The sequence below is a fragment of the Streptomyces sp. NPDC127119 genome (assembly GCF_042677425.1).
Taxonomy (GTDB): Bacteria; Actinomycetota; Actinomycetes; order Streptomycetales; family Streptomycetaceae; genus Streptomyces.
This window is the reverse complement of the sequence record NZ_JBHXTO010000010.1, coordinates 35018-51494: the sequence shown is the minus strand read 5'-3', so window position 1 is coordinate 51494 and position 16477 is coordinate 35018. Positions and strand designations below refer to the sequence as shown.

Sequence of the window (16477 nt, the reverse complement as noted above, 5' to 3'; positions counted from 1 at the left end):
AGGCGCGGTGAGCGCCGTGCGCGCCGGTGTGCGCGACCGGCGTGTGAGCGTTCCGTCGTCGGCCCGTATCCCGTTGGTACGGGCCCGGACGCCGGAGCGTGACCGCTTCGTGATGAGAGGGCCCGCGGAGCCCAACGCTCATGGGACGTTCCTCATCCGGAAAGATCCACGTTGACGCGGCCACGTCCAGCACGACGACAACACCCGTATGCGTGTCGTCATCGTCACCGAGTCCTTTCCCCCCGATGTGAACGGCGTGGCCCACTGCGCGCTCCAGACCGCCCGGCATCTCGTCGAGCGCGGTCACACCCCCGTTGTCGTCGCTCCGGCAACCTCCCCCAAGCTCTCGACCCCCTCCGAACAGTCGGGCGCCTCCTTCGGGACCGCGTCCGAGTCCCTCGCGCCGTGCCCCGTCGTCCGCATCCCGTCCCTGCCGCTCCCCGGCTACCCCCAGGTCCGCGTCGCCCTCCCCAGCCGACGCGTCGCCGCCGCGATCACCGCACACCGCGCCGACATCGTGCACCTGGCCAGCCCCTTCGTCCTCGGCGTCCGCGGCATGGCCGCCGCCGGCCGCCTCGGCATCCCCGCCGTGGCCGTCTACCAGACCGACCTCGCCGGCTACGCCCGTACGTACATCAGCACGGGCGGGGCCACCGCTTGGCGCCGTATCCGCTCCGTCCACGCCGCCGCCGACCGCACGCTCGCCCCGTCCACCGCCGCCCTCCACGACCTGGAGGCGCACGGCGTGCCCCGGGTGCGGCTGTGGCCGCGGGGCGTCGACACCGTCCGCTTCCGGCCGCAGCACCGGGACGACGCCCTCCGCCGCGAACTCGCCCCGAACGGCGAGCTGATCGTCGGATACGTGGGCCGGCTCGCCCCCGAGAAGCAGATCGAACTCCTCGCCGGAGCCTGCGGTCTGCCGGGCGTACGCGTGGTCGTCGTCGGTGACGGCCCGAGCCGGCCGAGCCTCGACCAGGCACTGCCGGGGGCCGTCTTCCTCGGCCGCCGCACCGGCGACGAACTCGCCCGGATCTTCGCCTCCCTGGACGTCTTCGTGCACACCGGTCCGTTCGAGACCTTCTGCCAGACCGTCCAGGAGGCGATGGCCAGCGGCGTACCGGTCGTCGCCCCCGCCGCGGGCGGTCCGCTTGACCTCGTGGCGCACGGGCGCACCGGGCTGCTCGTCCCGCCGCGCGACGAGGCCGCCGTGCGCGACGCCGTCTGGTCGCTCGCCGCCGACCCCGCCCTGCGGGCCGCCTACGGCGCCGAGGCACGGCGTACCGTCGAAGGCCGCACCTGGGCCGCCGTCGGGGACGCGCTCATCGAGCACTACACGGACGTCCTCGCCGGACGGGCGGTGGTGGCGGCATGAACGAGTCCCTGAGCATCGTGCGGCTCGCCAACTTCGTCGCCCCCTCCTCGGGGGGCCTGCGGACCGCGCTGCGCGAACTGGGCGCCGGTTACCTGGCGGCCGGACACCGGCCCGTCCTGATCGTGCCCGGCGAACGCGCCTCCGACCGCGAGACCGAACAGGGCCGCGTCATCACCCTGCCGGGCCCGCTGCTGCCCGGCACCGGCGGCTACCGCGTCCTCACCGACAGGCGGCGCGTGGCGGCGCTCCTGGAGACGCTGGCCCCCGACCGTCTTGAGGTCTCCGACCGTACGACGCTGCGCTGGACCGGCGTCTGGGCGCGGCGCGCCCGGGTGCCCGCGGTGATGGTCTCCCACGAGACCGCCGACGGAGTGCTGCGCACCTGGGGCATGTCGCCGGGCCTGGCCCGGCGCACCTCCGACGCCATCAACCTCCGTACCGCGCACCACTACGCGCGGATCGTGTGCACCACGGAGTTCGCGGAGCGCGAGTTCGTCCGCATCGGCGCCCGCAATGTCGTACGCGCCCCGCTGGGCGTCGACCTGGAGGGGCGCCACCCCGCGCTGCGGGACCCGGCGATCCGGGCCCGGTACGCGCGCGTGGACCAGACCCTGCTGGTGATGTGCTCCAGGCTGTCCGTCGAGAAGCGGCCCGGTACGGCACTGGACGCGCTGGAGGCGCTGCTGCGGGGCGGGCGGCGCGCCGTGCTCGTCGTGGCCGGCGACGGACCGCTGCGGGCCCGGCTCGAACAGCGGGCGCGTGAACGGCGGCTGCCCGTCACCTTCCTCGGGCACGTCGCCGACCGTGCGCTGCTCGGCGGTCTGCAGGCCTCCGCCGACATCTGCCTGGCTCCCGGGCCCGCCGAGACCTTCGGGCTCGCCGCGCTGGAGGCCATGGCCTGCGGCACGCCCGTCGTCGCCAGCGCCACCTCCGCCCTCCCCGAGGTCATCGGCTCCGCCGGAGCCACCGCCGCGGACACCGGTACGGCCTTCGGCGCCGCGATCAGGATGCTCCTGGACCGGCCCGAGGACGAACGCCGGGAGGCCGCACGCGCGCGTGCCGCCTGTTTCGGGTGGCCGGCCGCCGTGGAGGCGTTCCTCGCCGCGCACGACGCGGCCGTCCGGGTGGGGGCGCCGCGGGAACCGCTCCCCACGACCGCTCTGCGTGCCGTGCCACGGCCCAGGGAGGGCGTCGTATGAGACCCCTGCGGTTCGTGGCGCTGGGCGACTCCCTGACGGAAGGGGTGGGCGATCCCGTGGGCGACGGGTGGCGCGGCTGGGCCGCGCTGCTCGCCGCGGGGCTGGCCCCGTCCGGGGCGTCGGTGGAGTTCCGCAATCTCGCGGTCAGCGGCGCGCAGACGCGTGACGTCCTGGAGCGCCAGCTGCCCGTGGCGCTCGCCGAGCGGCCCGACCTCGCCTCGGTCGTCATCGGTGTGAACGACACCCTGCGCTGCACCTTCGACATCCACGCCGTGGCCGAGCGGCTCGACGAGGTGTACGCGGCCCTCACCGGACAGGGCGCCGTCCTCCTCACCGCCTGCCTGCCCGACCCCGGGACGATGCTGGGGCTTCCCGGGGCGCTCGCGCGGCCGCTGGCACGGCGTCAGCGGGCCGTGAACGCGGTCGTGCACGCGCTGTCCGAGCGGTACGGGGCCGTTCATCTGCATGCCGCCGAGGGCGACTGGGTCGCGGAGCGGGGCATGTGGAGCGCGGACCGGTTGCATCCGGGCGAGCGGGGGCATCGGCAGCTCGCGCTGCACTTCCACGCGTTGCTGGTGGAGGCGGGGGTCGCCTCGGGGCCGGTGCCGAGCGCCGTGGCCGAGTTTCCCGGGCCCTCGCGGGCGGCCAGTCTTCGGTGGCTGGCGACGTCCGGGACCGGGTGGGTGGCTCGGCGGTGCACCGATCTGCTGCCGCAGCTTCTCGGGCTGGCCGCTTCCGAGGTGCGGCATCGGGTGCGGGGCACTGGCGTGCGGCTTGATCTTGCGGCTTCTCGGGCTGTGGCTTCCGCGTTGGCGGGGGTTGCGGTGGATTCCGCGGATGCGGCGTGAGGTTCTGAGGGTGGCTTCGCCTGGGGCGCGTTGTGGGGTGCGGGTTCGCTGTGGCTGGCCGCGCCGTTCCCCGCGCCCCTGAAAGGCAAAAGACTGCGCCGTTCTCCGCGCCCCCAACAGACGTAAAGATTGCGCCGTTCTCCGCGCCCCTGAAAGGCGAAAGATTGCGCAGTTCCCCGCGCCCCTGGGGGGCTCGCGGTCCTAGGTGTGGCTGGGGATGAAACGTACCGGGGTGCCCGGGGTGGACTGGGCTGTGGTGGGGAGGTCTTCGGGGTGGACCACCGCGATGACCGGGTAGCCGCCGGTGGTCGGGTGGTCGGCCAGGAAGACGACCGGGTGTCCGTCCGGGGGGACCTGGACGGCGCCCAGGACCATGCCCTCGCTGGGGAGTTCGCCGCCGATCGCCCTCTCCAGGGCGGGCCCCTCCGTGCGCAGGCCGATGCGGTTGCTGGCCGAGGACACCCGGTAGGTGTGCGTGGTGAACGTGCGCCAGGCAGCCGCCGTGAACCAGTCGTCACGCGGGCCCGGTGTCACCCGCAGGACCAGTTCGGCCGGCGGGGACGGCTGCGGAACGACGTCCACGCGCGCGGGGAGGCCGTACGGCTTCCCCAGGGGGAGGACGGTTCCGGCGGTGAGGGGCGGTGGGCCGAGGCCCGAGAGGAGGTCGGTCGAGCGGCTGCCCAGAACCTGTTCGACGGTCACCCCGCCCGAGACGGCCACATAGGCGCGTACTCCGGAGACGGCCGTTCCCACCGACAGCAGCGCTCCGGCGGGCACGCGCACCGGGGCGCCCCAGGGGGCCGGGCGGCCGTCCACGGAGACGGGGCACGGGGCGCCTCCCACGGCCACCGTGACCGCCGAACGCGACCGCAGGTCGCAGCCGTCGAGGGTCGTCTCCAGGAGGGCCGCCTCGGGCGGATTGCCGACGAGCCGGTTCATCAGGGCGGCGGCGGGCGCGTCCAGCACGCCGGAGCGCGGCACACCGAGGTGCGCGTGGCCCGGCCGCCCCCGGTCCTGCACGGTGGTCAGCGCCCCGGCCCGTACGACGACCAGCGCGCGGTCCGTCATCAGGAGTCCACCGGCACGAAGCGGACCGGTGTACCCGGCGACAGCAGCGCGGCCGGCACGCGCGCGTGGTCCCACAGGACGGCGTCCGTCGTGCCGATCAGCTGCCAGCCGCCCGGCGACGAGCGCGGGTACACGCCCGTGTACGGGCCCGCGAGGCCCACCGAGCCAGCCGGGACCGTCGTACGGGGTGTCGCGCGCCGGGGCGCCTCGTAGCGGGCCGGAAGCCCGGTCAGATAGCCGAAGCCGGGAGCGAACCCGCAGAAGGCGACCCGGAAGTCGGCCGCCGCGTGGATGCGCGCCACCTCGTCCGGGGACACGCCCCAGAGTCCGGCGACGTCCGCCAGGTCGGGGCCGTCGTAGCGCACGGAGATCTCCACGACCTCCGCGACGGGCGGGGGAACGGACGGGAGCCGTGTGCCGGACAGCTGCGCGGCCAGCCGGGACGGGTCGTCGAGGCCGTCCAGGAGGACCGTGCGGGCCGCGGGGACGATCTCGCGCACGGAGAGCGAGCCCTCCGCGCGACGGCGGAGCAGATCGGCGTGCAGGGCCTGTGCCTCCTCGTCCGTGGACACCTCGACGAGCAGAGCGCGGTCGCCGACCGGCAGTGCCCTCATACGAACGCCTCCACGCGGACGCCCGCCTCCTCCAGCCGTGCCCGGACCCGGCGGGCCAGGTCGACCGCGCCGGGCGTGTCGCCGTGCAGGCACAGGGAGCGGGCCCGTACGGGGATGTCACGGCCCGAATGGGACGTGACGACACCAGAACGGGCGAGGCCCACCGAGCGTTCCACGACGTCGTCCGGACGGGTGATGACCGCGCCCTCCCGGCCACGTGGCACGAGCGTGCCCTCGTCGGTGTACGCGCGGTCCGCGAACGCCTCGGTGACGACCGCCAGTCCGGCCTTCTCGGCCACGTCGAGGAACCGGGAGCCGGGCAGCCCGAGCACCGGCAGCGCGGCGTCGGCGAGCCGCACCCCGTCGACGACCGCCCTCGCCTGTTCCTCGTCGCGCACGATGCGGTTGTAGAGCGCGCCGTGCGGTTTCACGTACGCCACGCGCGCGCCCGCCGCGCGCGCGAAGACCTCCAGGGCACCGATCTGGTACGCCACCTCGGCCGCCAGTTCGTCGGGCGGCACGTCCATCGCGCGCCGCCCGAAGCCCGCCAGGTCCCGGTAGGAGACCTGGGCGCCGATCCGTACCCCGCGCCCGGCGGCGAGATCGCACACCCGCCGCATGGTGGAGGGGTCCCCGGCATGGAAGCCGCAGGCCACGTTGGCGCTGGTGACGACCGACAGCAGCTGTTCGTCGTCGGTCAGGTGCCAGCGGCCGAACCCCTCGCCGAGATCGGCGTTGAGATCGATCGGGGTACCGACGGGGGTACCGGTGGGGGTGCCGGTGGAGGTCATGGAGTGTCCGTTCTCCGGTCGGGCGGCTCTGGTGACTCACGCGACGCGGTACTGCTCGTCGCGGGCGTCGGTGAGGAACATCTGGCCCGGCGCGTGGGTGATCGCGAACGGCGGGCGCGAGGCCATCACCGCGGCCTGCGGCGTCACACCGCAGGCCCAGAACACCGGGATGTCGTCCGGCTCGAAGTCCACCGGATCACCGAAGTCGGGGCGGCCCAGGTCCTCGATGCCGAGGGTGCCCGGATCGCCGCAGTACACCGGGCTGCCGTGCACCGCGGGCAGCAGACTGGTCTCCCGGATCGCCACGGGCAGATGCTCGGGCGGCACCGGACGCATGGACACCACCATGGGCCCGTGCAGCCGCCCCGCGGGACGGCACTGGCGGCCGGTCACGTACATGGAGACGTTGCGTCCCTGCTCGATGTGGCGCATCGGGACGCCCGCCTCGGTCAGCGCCCACTCGAAGGTGAAGCTGCACCCGATGAGGAACGACACGAGGTCGTCGCGCCAGTGCGCCACCACGTCCGTGGGCTCCTCCGCCAGTTCGCCGTGCTCCCACACCCGGTAGCGCGGCAGATCGGTGCGCAGATCGGCGCCCTCGGCCAGGACGGTCGTCCAGGAACCGGCGTCGGTGACGTCCAGCACCGGGCAGGGCTTCGGGTTGCGCTGGCAGAACAGGAGCATGTCGTACGCCCAGTCGGCCGGCACCGAGATCAGGTTCGCCTGGGTGTGGCCCGCCGAGCAGCCCGCGGTGGGACCCGACACACCCGCACGGAAGCGGGAACGTGCCTCTGCCGGGCTCCACGCGTGCGCGTGGTCGTCGAGAAGGTTGAGCGGGCGGTGCCGAGTGCTCTGGGACCGGGTCACAGGAGCTCCTTCCCACGGGTCTCGGGCAGACCGATCAGGGCCAGTGCCGCGAGACCGTATCCGATCGCGCCGAAGACCAGCGCGCCCCCGACACCCCAACTGTCGGCCAGGAAGCCGACCAGGGTCGGGAAGACCGCGCCCACGGCACGGCCCGTGTTGTACGTGAAGCCCTGTCCGGTGCCGCGTACGGCCGTCGGATACAGCTCGCTGAGGAACGAGCCGAAGCCGCTGAAGATCGCCGACATGCAGAACCCGAGCGGGAAGCCGAGCACGAGGACGAGGGTGTTGGCGCCGCTCGGGATGTTCGCGTAGGCCAGGATGCAGATCGCCGAGAGGATCGCGAAGAGCAGGATGTTGCGTTTGCGGCCCAGTTTGTCGGTGAGATAACCGCCGGTCAGGTAGCCGATGAAGGCTCCGGAGATCAGGAACGTCAGATAGCCGCCGGTGCCGACGACGGACAGTCCGCGGTCCGTCTTCAGATACGTCGGTACCCAGGTGGCCAGCGTGTAGTAGCCGCCCTGGACGCCTGTGGAGAGCAGTACGGCGAAGATCGTCGTCTTCAGGAGTCCGGGTCGGGTGGCCGTGCCCCGCTTGAAGATCGTGGCGAAGGAACCCTTCTCGGGGCTCTCCTTGCGGCGCTCGGCCGCCTCCGGGGCGTCCTTGACCTGCCGGCGCACCCAGACGACCAGCAGGGCCGGCAGGGCGCCGGTCCAGAACATCACGCGCCAGGCGATGTCGTCGTCGAGGAACTGGAAGACCAGCGTGTAGACGACCACGGCGAGTCCCCAGCCGACGGCCCAGGCGCTCTGGACCGCGCCGAGCGTACGGCCCCGGTGCTTGGGGCTCGCGTACTCGGCGACCAGGATCGCGCCGACCGCCCACTCACCGCCGAAACCGAGCCCCTGGAGAGCGCGGAAGACCAGCAGGGTCTCGTAGTTGGGCGCGAAACCGCAGGCCACGGTGAAGACCGCGTACGTGATGACGGTGATCATCAGTGCCTTGACGCGCCCGATCCGGTCCGCGATGACACCCGCCGCGGCGCCGCCGATCGCGGACACGACGAGCGTGACGGTCGTGAACAGCCCGGTCTGGCCGCTGCTGAGACCGAAGTACGCGGCCAGGGCCACCATGCTCAGCGGCAGCGTGAAGTAGTCGTAGGAGTCCAGGCCGTAGCCGCCGAACGCGCCGCCGAAGGCGCGGCGGCCCCGCGGCCCTAGGGCCCGCAGCCAGGCGAACGCACCCTCGTCGGTGGTGGGTTCACCCGCTCCGGGGCGCGTTGCGGTGGGCAGGGCCTGCGGTGGAGGGGTCGTGCTCATGGGCACCTCGCAGATGAGGGACGGGAGGGTGCTTGGGGACTGAGCCGTGCCATGCCGTGCGGAAGCCGTCGGCGCCGGGACGAACGGGCGGTGCCCGGACGAGAGGGCGGTGCCGGGAAAACCGGCGCCTGACAAGCAAGGTAGAGGATCGTTGAACGATCCTTCAATACCCATGTTGTTTCGTTCTTGTATCTGCGGTTGAATTCGGGCGTGGCCGAACTGAACGGACTGGCGGACGACCGCGCGCTGCTGGGCCGCACCAGCACCGCCGAGCGGGTCTCGGACATCCTGCGGAGCCGGATCGCCGACGGGTACTTCCCGCCCGGCAAGCGCCTGTCCGAGGACAGCATCGGCGGCGCGCTCGGCGTCTCCCGCAACACCCTGCGCGAGGCGTTCCGGCTGCTCACGCATGAACGGCTGCTGGTCCACCAGCTCAACCGGGGTGTCTTCGTGCGGGTGCTGACCGTCGAGGACGTCGAGGACATCTACCGCACCCGCAGCCTCGTCGAATGCGCGGTCGTCCGCGGACTCGGCAAGCCTCCCTACGCGGTGGACGGCCTCGCCGGGTCGGTCGCGGACGGGCGGCGGGCGGCCCACGAGGGCGACTGGAAGGGCGTGGGCACGGCCAACATCCACTTCCACCAGGAACTGGTCGCCCTCGCCGCCAGCGCCCGCACCGACGAGCTGATGCGCAGCGTTTTCGCCGAACTCCGCCTCGCCTTCCACCTGGTGGACGACCCGAAGCGCCTCCACGAGCCGTACCTGGCCCGCAACGGCCAGATCCTCCAGGCCCTCCAGGACGGCGACCGCGAGGAGGCGGAGAACCTGCTCGCGGTCTATCTGGACGACTCCCGCCGACGGGTCACGGAGGTGTACGGCCGCAGAGTGGCGGAGCCCCTTTAGGGGTGCGGGGCTGTCTCATGTGCGGCTCCGCCGCGTGGGCGCAACCAGCCGTATCCGGCGCGTACCGGACATTCGAGCTGAAGTGCCCCACCGCACACAACGGAGCGTTTCGGTGGTTGTCAGACCAAGGACCTAGTCTGTGCACCGTGACTTCGCCTGCATCGACGGACAGCGTTCCGCCCCAGCTCAGCGCGGGGCCGCGCCCCGCGCCGGGCCCGGCCGCCGACGAAGGCCTGGCGCGCCGCCTGCGCGCGCTCGCCTGCACCGCGCCGCTGCACGACCTCGATGTGCGCAAGGCGAACCTCGCGGGTGAGTACTCGGTGTACGGCATGGCGGAGGTCGCCCTCGCCTCCATCGACCTCATCACACTGAACATGGACTTCGACACGGGCGCCGACCACGACCAGATAGTGGCCAGGCTCATCCCGCGCATCGCCGCCCAGGCCCCGCGCCGGCCCGTCGCCGAGCACGAGCGGGTGGCCCGCTGGGTCCTGGAGAACCTGATCAACGTCGGCAGCGTCGACCGCGGCTTCCGCGCCGTCTACGGCACGTTCGCGCCCGACGGCTCGTACGTGCGCCGCGACTACGACTTCAAGCTGATCGAGGAGGTCGCGGGCTACGGAGGGAGCGTGTACCTCCGTACGACGGACGAGGCGGTCAACGTCCTCGTGGGCGCCCTCGACACCGACGTCACCAGCGCGCAGATCGCCGCCGAGGTCAAGCTGGAGGTGCTGATCAGCCGGGGCCGTCTCGCGGACGCCCAGCTCGCCGCCGAGCAGGCCCGCTACCGCACCGTGCAGTACTCGGAGACGCTCCGCAGGGCCCTGGACGCGACCCGGCGCAACGTCCGGGCGGTGGACTGGCTGCAGGCCGTACCCGACATGATCGCCGAGGCCCTCGACCACGTGGCCGACCGCTACCGCCACGAGAACGCGATCCTCACCAACATCCGCAAGGCGCGCGACGAGTCGGAGGACCCCGAGCAGAAGCGCCGGGCCGCCGAGCTCGTCGACATCGTGAAGGACTGCATCCGGCGCCACACGCAGTTGCAGTCCCGGCTCCTGGAGGCCGGGCCGCTGTTCCGCGCCGAGCAGGACCGGCAGGCCTTCGCGACCCCGATGACGACCTCCGGGATAGACCTCTACGGCCATCTCGTCGCCCCCGTGCTGCCGCTGCCCCTGGAGCAGGCACTGCGGGTGACCGACGCCTTCTTCGCGCGCGGGACGGGGCTGCGCACCCCGGCGTCCGTCCGGGTCGGGGACCTCGTCGACCTGCTGCTGACGCCGCCGGTGGAGCGGGAGCACCTGGGCGCCGAGATGCCCGAACCGGATCTGATCGCCACGCCGGACGACAGCCGGTTCAGCGAGGAACAGCTCGGCGCCGCGATGGAGTTGCTCGACCTGCCGGCCGACGCGCCGCGCCGGCTGTCCGGGCTGCTCGCCGACGCGCGGCGGCAGGATCCTGAACTGCCCTATCTGGTCGCCCTGCTGGCGGTGCACGCGGCCAGCCCGCCGGTCGGCACCGCGTATCGGCAGGGCGAGGAGCGGCTGCTGTTCGCCGTGGACGACGGGGTCGAGCTGGACGATCCGGAGTTCGGCGGGGCGGATCTGATCGTGGGGATGGCTCTGCTGGACGTGGTCGGGATGACCGCGGGTCGGTCGGAGGTCGCGTGATGCCCCACCGGCCGTCGTTCCACTGCGGGCCGTCCGTGGCCGGTCGCGCAGTTCCCCGCGCCCCCGAGGGCGCCCCTGGCCCCGCCGATGAGTCGAAGGAGTTGCAGCAGTCGTGAGTGAGCAGGTCGAGTGGAGTGAGCCGGAGGCGGTCGCCGCGGCGGTGAGCGCCCCCGTCACCCCTGCCGACACCGCGGACGCGGCCCGGCTCGTGGCCTTCGGGCTGCAGCCCAAGACACAGCCCGCGCGGGACCAGGAGTACGCCGAGCTGCTGCGGCGGTACCGCGAGGATCCCCCCTTTGCGCGGCTCGCCGACGCCGTGGCCACCGGGCTCGGACTCGTCGTCCTTGAGGTGTCCCCCCGGGCCGGCATGGCGGTGACCGCCGCCGAGGACTCGGTGTTCGCCGTGCGTATGGGCGACTACGCGCGACGGGCGTCCGCCGACTCCGGCGACCGGTTCCTGCACGGCCTCGCCCACCTCTCCGTCGCCGCCCTGGCCTTCCCGCGGCCCGAGGACCTCGCGGACGACGGATACATCGGGCGCGTCTCGGTCAACGGCGTCGACGCGTTCGTACGGCAGGCCTGCCGGCGTCTGGAGGAGCGGGCCGAGGAGCAGGGGGAGAACACCGACCCGGCCACGGACGCGCCGGGTCTTGAGGCCGCCTGGCGGATCTGGGCGCGGCGCAGCTCCGCCGGGGCCACCAAGGACGCCCGAAGACTGGCCGGTTCCACCACCGGCATCGTCGGCAAGGCGGCAGCGTTCCTCACCGACTCCGGGTTCCTTCAGCGCACCGGGGACGACGCCGGGGGCACGTACCGCACGACCGCCCGCTATCAGCTCCAGGTGCGGGACATGGCGGGCAGCGCCGCCCTGGCCGAGCTGCTGGAGCTGGGGGTCGTGCCGGTGACCGACGGCACCGCGAGCCTGATGCCCGCGGACGACACCGACGATCTGGAGCTGGCCGCCGACGCCGGGCTGCCGTTCCACTCGTAACCGACCCGACCCGACCCGACTCCTCGACCCCCTCGCCCCCCGTCCCCTCACATCCCCCACACCGCTTACGACTACGAGAGTCCGCCATGTACGAGCTGTCCCGGGTCCGCCTCTACTCCATCGGGCCGGCCGGTGCGCGCTACGCCGACACCGTGCTGGACCTGCGCGGAGTCGGCGGGCTCGTGCCCGACCCCGCGCCCACGCAGGCGGAGTTCTTCCAGGAGGAGCCCGTCGGGCCGCCGCGCCGCCCCGCACCCGCCGGTGTGCTCTTCCTGGAGAACGGCGGCGGCAAGTCCGTACTGCTCAAGCTGATCTTCTCGGTGATGCTGCCCGGCCACCGCAACACCCTGGGCGGCGCCAGCTCCGGTGTGCTGCGCAAGTTCCTGCTCGCGGACGACTGCGGGCATGTGGCGCTGGAGTGGCAGCACACGATCACCGGCGAATGCGTCGTGGTCGGCAAGGTCAGTGAGTGGCGCGGGCGGCAGGTCTCCAACGACCCGCGGAAGTTCGCCGAGGCCTGGTACTCCTTCCGGCCCGGACCCGGGCTGAGCCTGGACAACCTGCCGGTCGCCGAGGGCACCGCCGTCCGGCCGCCCGTCGAGGGCGCCTCGGGCGCGCAGGGCCGGCGGCGCACCATGAAGGGCTTCAGGGACGCTCTCACCGAGGCCGGCAAGGCGTACCCGCACCTCGAAGTGCACTGGGAGGAGATCCACGACCGCTGGATCGAACACCTCGGCGACCTCGGCCTCGACCCCGAACTCTTCCGCTACCAGCGCGAGATGAACGCCGACGAGGGCGAGGCCGCCGGCCTCTTCGCCGTCAAGAAGGACTCCGACTTCACCGACCTGCTGCTGCGCGCGGTCACCGACACCCGCGACACCGACGGACTCGCCGACCTGGTGGGCGGATTCGGCAACAAGCTGGGACGACGGGCCGAGCTGATCGCCGAGCGCGAGTTCACCGCCGGGTCCGCGGACCTGCTCGGGCGGATCGTCGAGGCGGCCGGGGCGCGCTCCCGCGCGCGCGACATCCACACGGCCGCCGAGCGGCGTACGCGCACGCTGGCCAGGCGGCTCTCCGCCCGCGCCGTGCGGGAGCGGGGCCGCACCGGCGACCTCGCCCAGCAGGTCACCACCGCCGCCCACCGCGTCACCGAGGCGGAGGGCTCCCGGGAGCGCAGTGCGCTGATCGCGGCCGAACTGGCCTACCGGCACGCCTCGTTGGCGCTCGCCGCCGCCGAGAAGGGCGCCGCCGCGCAGAAGAAGGAACTCGCCGACGCGCGCACCCTGCACTCCGCGTGGCAGGCGGCGGAAGCCGTGCTGCGCCACCGCGCGGCGGCCGACCGCTCCACCCGCGTGGCCGCCGCGATCCTGGAGGCCGAGCGGGACGCCGCTCCCGCCCTCGCCGCCCGGGCCAGGGCCGCCGTCGACCTCGTACGCGCCCTGCACGCCGCCGCCGAAGGGGCCGAGTCGGTCGCCAACGAGCAGGAGGAGCGGTCCAGTTCGCTGCAGGAGGTCGGGGAGGCCGCCCACCGGGACGCGACGTCCGCCGCCACCGAGGCGCAGCGCGCCCGCAGCGAGGTCGGCCATCTGCGCCAGCGCCTCGGCGAGGTCGAGCAGGAGACCGCCGAGGCGGTGCGGGCCGGCTGGCTCGACGACACCGCCCCCGACGCCGACCCCGCCCGCGCCGCGCTCGCCGCGAGCGACGCCGAGAAGACGGCCGTCGCCGCCTGGGACACCGCGCGCGAGGCCTCCGGCCGCACCGCGGACCACGCCCGTGAGGCCGCGTCCACCGAGTCCCGGGCCGAGCTGACGGCGGCCCGCGCGGCCGACGCGGCCACGGCGGCCGAGCACGCGTACGACGCGGAACGGCGGATCGCCCAGGCCCTGGCGGGGGAGGAGCGGCTCGCCGAACTGCTCGGCCTGCCGGGAGCCTCCGGCGGCCCGGGAAACCCCGGGCGCCCGTCGCTGCCGGGGCCCCGGCACTCGGCCCCCACGGACACGAGCGCCGACAGCAGGGCGATCACCACCACGGCAACCGACGGCGGCGGGGAGGGCGACGGCCCCCTCACCCCCCGGGAGCTGGACCACTACGCCGACGAGCTCCGGCAGCTCCTCGACGACACCGTCACCTCCGCCGAACGACAGCTCTTCGAACTGCGGACCGCCGCCGCCGACGACTCCCGCATCCTCGGCGCGCTCGGTGACGGCGGGCTGCTGCCGCCCGGCCCCGACGTGCTCGCCACCGTGGAGTACCTGGGCGAGCACGGCATCCCCGCGCTGCCCGGCTGGCGCTACCTCGCGCAGGCCGTCGACCCCGTCGACCACGCGCGCGTGCTGGCCGCCCGGCCCGAACTGGTCGACGGCGTGATCATCACGGACCCGGACACCCACGCCAGGGCCCGCGACGCCCTCACCGACGCCGCGCTGCTCCCGCGCTCCACGGTGGCCGTCGGCACGGCCGCCGCGCTGCTCGCCCCGACCCCGGCCCCCGGCGCGGGCGGGGACGACGTCTTCCTCGTACCACCGAACCCGGCCATGCACGACGAGCACGCCGCCGACGAGGAGCGGCAGGCGCTGCGCAGGCGCGCGGCCGAGCGGGACGACGAGATCCGCGAGTCGGCGGCCCGGCTCGCCAAGGACCGGGAACTGGCCGCACGGCTCGCCTCCTGGCGCACGGGCTGCCCGGCGGGGCGGCTCACCGAACTCGCCACGGCGGCCGGTGACGCGCGCACGTTCGCCGAGGAGGCCGAGGCCGAGCTGGCCGAGGCCCGTGCCGTGCGGACCGAGGCCGACGAGGAGGCCGCCGAGGCGGCCCTCGTCCGGGACGAACGGCAGGAAGCCGCCCAGCGGGCCCGGCGCGCGGCCGACGCGCTCGCCGGACTCGCCTTCCGGCTGCGCGAGCGCGCCGGCTGGCAGGTCAAGGTACGTGAACTCGCCGACGACGCCGCCGAGTCGGAGGCCCGCGCCCAGTCCTGTCTGGAGCGGGCCCGCGCCGCCGACGAGGACCGGCGCGGCACCCAGCGCGCCGCCGACGACGCCCGGCGCACCGCCCGTGCGCTGCGCGCCGAGCGCGCGGAGATCGCGGGCGCCCCCGACGATCTCCCGGAGGAGGAGTCGGGAGCCGCGAAGTCGTCGCTGCCCGCCCTCCGTGAGGCCTACCGGGCCGCTTCCCAGCTGTACGAGAAGGTCGGGGTCGGCGCCGACCTGCGCGCCGAGCAGTCCCGGGCCGAGAGCGACGAGAGCACCGCGCTCACCGAGCTGAACCGGCTGACCAACAAGGTGCGCACCCGGGCCGCCCAGCTCCTGGAGTCCACCGACGGCTCCGACGGACCGTCCCGGCAGGCCGCCGTGGCCCGCGCCGAGGAACTGGTCCAGCTCCTCGAAGGCCGGGTGTCGACCGCGAGCGAACAGCTCGGCCGGCTGCGCGGCGAGGCCGAGCGGCACGCGCCCGAGGACGCCGACGCCCACACCGAGCTGCCCGACGACCTCGTGCCGCGCGACGCCGAGCACGCGCAGAGCCTGCTGCGCACCGCCACCGGCGAACTCGCCTCCCGTACCGACGCGTTGAGCCAGGCGCGCGCCGCGCACACCGAACTGCTCGACGCCCACCACGCCGCCGAGGACGCGGCCGGCGGCTTCGACGAGACGGCCGCCCTGCTCCGGGACCTCCTGCGGGAGCACACGGACGACGAACAGGAGGAGACCGAGCCCTACCCCGGCACGCTCGAAGAGGCCAGGCAGTCCGCCGCCGAGGCCCGCCGCTCCCTGCGCGGCTGCGCGGCCGACCTGTCCGCCGCCGAGGCGGCCGTGCGCGAGGCGAGCGACATCCTCGTACGGCACGCCAACTCCACGCGGTACGAGCAGGTGCGCACGCCCGCGCGTCAGCAGATCCGGGAGCTGCCCGCGTCCGCGCTGCCCGAGCACGCGCAGAAGTGGGCGGACGCCTTCGCGCCCCGACTGCGGGTCCTCACCGACGAGTTGGCGCAGCTGGAGCGCAACCGAGACTCGATCGTGGACCGGCTGCGCGGTCTGGTCGAGTCCGCGCTCGCCACCCTGCGGTCGGCCCAGCGGCTGTCCCGGCTCCCCGAAGGGCTGGGGGAGTGGTCGGGGCAGGAGTTCCTGCGGATCCGCTTCGAGGAGCCCGATCAGGCCACGCTCGCCGAACGCCTCGGCGAGGTCGTCGACGAGGCGACCAGGGCGGCCGTCAAGAAGAATTCCGACCTGCGCCGCGACGGGATGTCCCTGCTGCTCAGAGGGGTGGCCGCGGCGCTCCAGCCCAAGGGTGTCGCCGTCGAGATCCTCAAGCCCGACGCCGTGCTGCGCGCCGAGCGCGTCCCCGTCGGACAGATGGGCGACGTGTTCTCCGGTGGCCAGCTGCTCACCGCGGCGATCGCGTTGTACTGCACGATGGCGGCCCTGCGCTCGAACGACCGCGGCCGGGACAAGCACCGTCACGCCGGCACGCTGTTCCTGGACAATCCCATCGGGCGTGCCAACGCGACGTATCTGCTGGAGCTGCAGCGGGCCGTGTCCGACGCGCTCGGTGTGCAACTCCTGTACACCACGGGACTGTTCGATACGACGGCGCTCGCGGAGTTCCCGCTGGTGATCCGCCTGCGCAACGACGCGGATCTGCGGGCGGGGCTCAAGTACATCAGCGTGGAGGAACATCTCCGGCCGGGCCTGCCCCGGGAGGTTCCCGCGGGGGAGGCGGCCCACACGGAGATCACGGCGACCCGCATGTACAAGCGGCCCGCGCCGAGTGCCCCTTGAGGGGCGCGGGGAACTGCGCGACCGGCCCCCACCGGCCGTCAGTTTCCCCACCATCGCGCG

12 protein-coding genes are annotated in these 16477 nt (G+C 73.9%); 7 read left to right on the top strand and 5 right to left on the bottom strand.

The window, feature by feature from the left end:
• Window positions 1-208: 208 nt before the first annotated feature.
• Genes ACFVH5_RS07665 through ACFVH5_RS07655 form a run of 3 tightly spaced genes read left to right on the top strand, consistent with a single transcriptional unit; the run spans window position 209 to window position 3419 of the window.
• On the top strand, window positions 209-1372 hold the full coding sequence (locus tag ACFVH5_RS07665) for a glycosyltransferase family 4 protein (protein WP_385832637.1): 1164 nt from the start codon (window positions 209-211) through the stop codon (window positions 1370-1372).
• Window positions 1369-2571 carry a glycosyltransferase gene (locus ACFVH5_RS07660; protein ID WP_385832636.1) on the top strand — a complete coding sequence of 401 codons (1203 nt, stop codon included), beginning with the start codon at window positions 1369-1371 and terminating at the stop codon, window positions 2569-2571. The genes ACFVH5_RS07665 and ACFVH5_RS07660 overlap by 4 nt, the downstream gene beginning before the upstream one ends.
• Window positions 2568-3419, top strand: a complete 852-nt coding sequence (locus ACFVH5_RS07655; RefSeq protein ID WP_385832634.1) for an SGNH/GDSL hydrolase family protein — start codon at window positions 2568-2570, stop codon at window positions 3417-3419. Before ACFVH5_RS07660 ends, ACFVH5_RS07655 begins: the two co-directional genes overlap by 4 nt.
• Before the next feature lie 201 nt (window positions 3420-3620).
• On the opposite strand, the gene ACFVH5_RS07650 is transcribed toward ACFVH5_RS07655, so the two are convergent.
• The 5 genes from ACFVH5_RS07650 to ACFVH5_RS07630 are packed head-to-tail and all read right to left on the bottom strand — an operon-like array spanning window position 3621 to window position 8075.
• Complete coding sequence (locus ACFVH5_RS07650; protein WP_385832633.1) at window positions 3621-4487, bottom strand: biotin-dependent carboxyltransferase family protein; 867 nt, start codon at window positions 4485-4487, stop codon at window positions 3621-3623.
• On the bottom strand, window positions 4487-5101 hold the full coding sequence (locus tag ACFVH5_RS07645) for an allophanate hydrolase subunit 1 (protein ID WP_385832632.1): 615 nt from the start codon (window positions 5099-5101) through the stop codon (window positions 4487-4489). The genes ACFVH5_RS07650 and ACFVH5_RS07645 overlap by 1 nt, the downstream gene beginning before the upstream one ends.
• Window positions 5098-5892, bottom strand: coding sequence for a LamB/YcsF family protein (locus ACFVH5_RS07640; RefSeq protein WP_385832631.1), 795 nt, complete (start codon window positions 5890-5892; stop codon window positions 5098-5100). The genes ACFVH5_RS07645 and ACFVH5_RS07640 overlap by 4 nt, the downstream gene beginning before the upstream one ends.
• 36 nt (window positions 5893-5928) lie before the next feature.
• Window positions 5929-6759, bottom strand: a complete 831-nt coding sequence (locus ACFVH5_RS07635; protein WP_385832630.1) for a putative hydro-lyase — start codon at window positions 6757-6759, stop codon at window positions 5929-5931.
• Window positions 6756-8075, bottom strand: coding sequence for an MFS transporter (locus ACFVH5_RS07630; RefSeq protein ID WP_385832629.1), 1320 nt, complete (start codon window positions 8073-8075; stop codon window positions 6756-6758). Before ACFVH5_RS07630 ends, ACFVH5_RS07635 begins: the two co-directional genes overlap by 4 nt.
• Before the next feature lie 210 nt (window positions 8076-8285).
• Between ACFVH5_RS07630 and ACFVH5_RS07625 the strand changes: the two genes are divergently transcribed.
• The 4 genes from ACFVH5_RS07625 (at window position 8286) to ACFVH5_RS07610 (ending at window position 16417) form a co-directional block, all read left to right on the top strand.
• Window positions 8286-8978, top strand: coding sequence for a GntR family transcriptional regulator (locus ACFVH5_RS07625; RefSeq protein ID WP_384812114.1), 693 nt, complete (start codon window positions 8286-8288; stop codon window positions 8976-8978).
• A gap of 146 nt (window positions 8979-9124) precedes the next feature.
• On the top strand, window positions 9125-10651 hold the full coding sequence (locus ACFVH5_RS07620; RefSeq protein ID WP_385832627.1) for a hypothetical protein: 1527 nt from the start codon (window positions 9125-9127) through the stop codon (window positions 10649-10651).
• 112 nt (window positions 10652-10763) lie between these two features.
• Window positions 10764-11642, top strand: a complete 879-nt coding sequence (locus tag ACFVH5_RS07615) for a hypothetical protein (RefSeq protein ID WP_384812120.1) — start codon at window positions 10764-10766, stop codon at window positions 11640-11642.
• 86 nt (window positions 11643-11728) lie between these two features.
• The gene (locus tag ACFVH5_RS07610; RefSeq protein WP_385832626.1) at window positions 11729-16417 is read left to right on the top strand and encodes a hypothetical protein; all 4689 of its coding nucleotides are present in this window, start codon (window positions 11729-11731) and stop codon (window positions 16415-16417) included.
• The last annotated feature ends 60 nt before the right edge of the window (window positions 16418-16477 follow it).

Bases quoted from the DNA above. Each gene is read 5' to 3' on its own strand.
- ACFVH5_RS07665 (WP_385832637.1), top strand. From the start codon at position 209: ATGCGTGTCGTCATCGTCACCGAGTCCTTTCCCCCCGATGTGAACGGC.
- ACFVH5_RS07660 (WP_385832636.1), top strand. From the start codon at position 1,369: ATGAACGAGTCCCTGAGCATCGTGCGGCTCGCCAACTTCGTCGCCCCC.
- ACFVH5_RS07655 (WP_385832634.1), top strand. From the start codon at position 2,568: ATGAGACCCCTGCGGTTCGTGGCGCTGGGCGACTCCCTGACGGAAGGG.
- ACFVH5_RS07650 (WP_385832633.1), bottom strand. From the start codon at position 4,487: ATGACGGACCGCGCGCTGGTCGTCGTACGGGCCGGGGCGCTGACCACC.
- ACFVH5_RS07645 (WP_385832632.1), bottom strand. From the start codon at position 5,101: ATGAGGGCACTGCCGGTCGGCGACCGCGCTCTGCTCGTCGAGGTGTCC.
- ACFVH5_RS07640 (WP_385832631.1), bottom strand. From the start codon at position 5,892: ATGACCTCCACCGGCACCCCCACCGGTACCCCCGTCGGTACCCCGATC.
- ACFVH5_RS07630 (WP_385832629.1), bottom strand. From the start codon at position 8,075: ATGAGCACGACCCCTCCACCGCAGGCCCTGCCCACCGCAACGCGCCCC.
- ACFVH5_RS07610 (WP_385832626.1), top strand. From the start codon at position 11,729: ATGTACGAGCTGTCCCGGGTCCGCCTCTACTCCATCGGGCCGGCCGGT.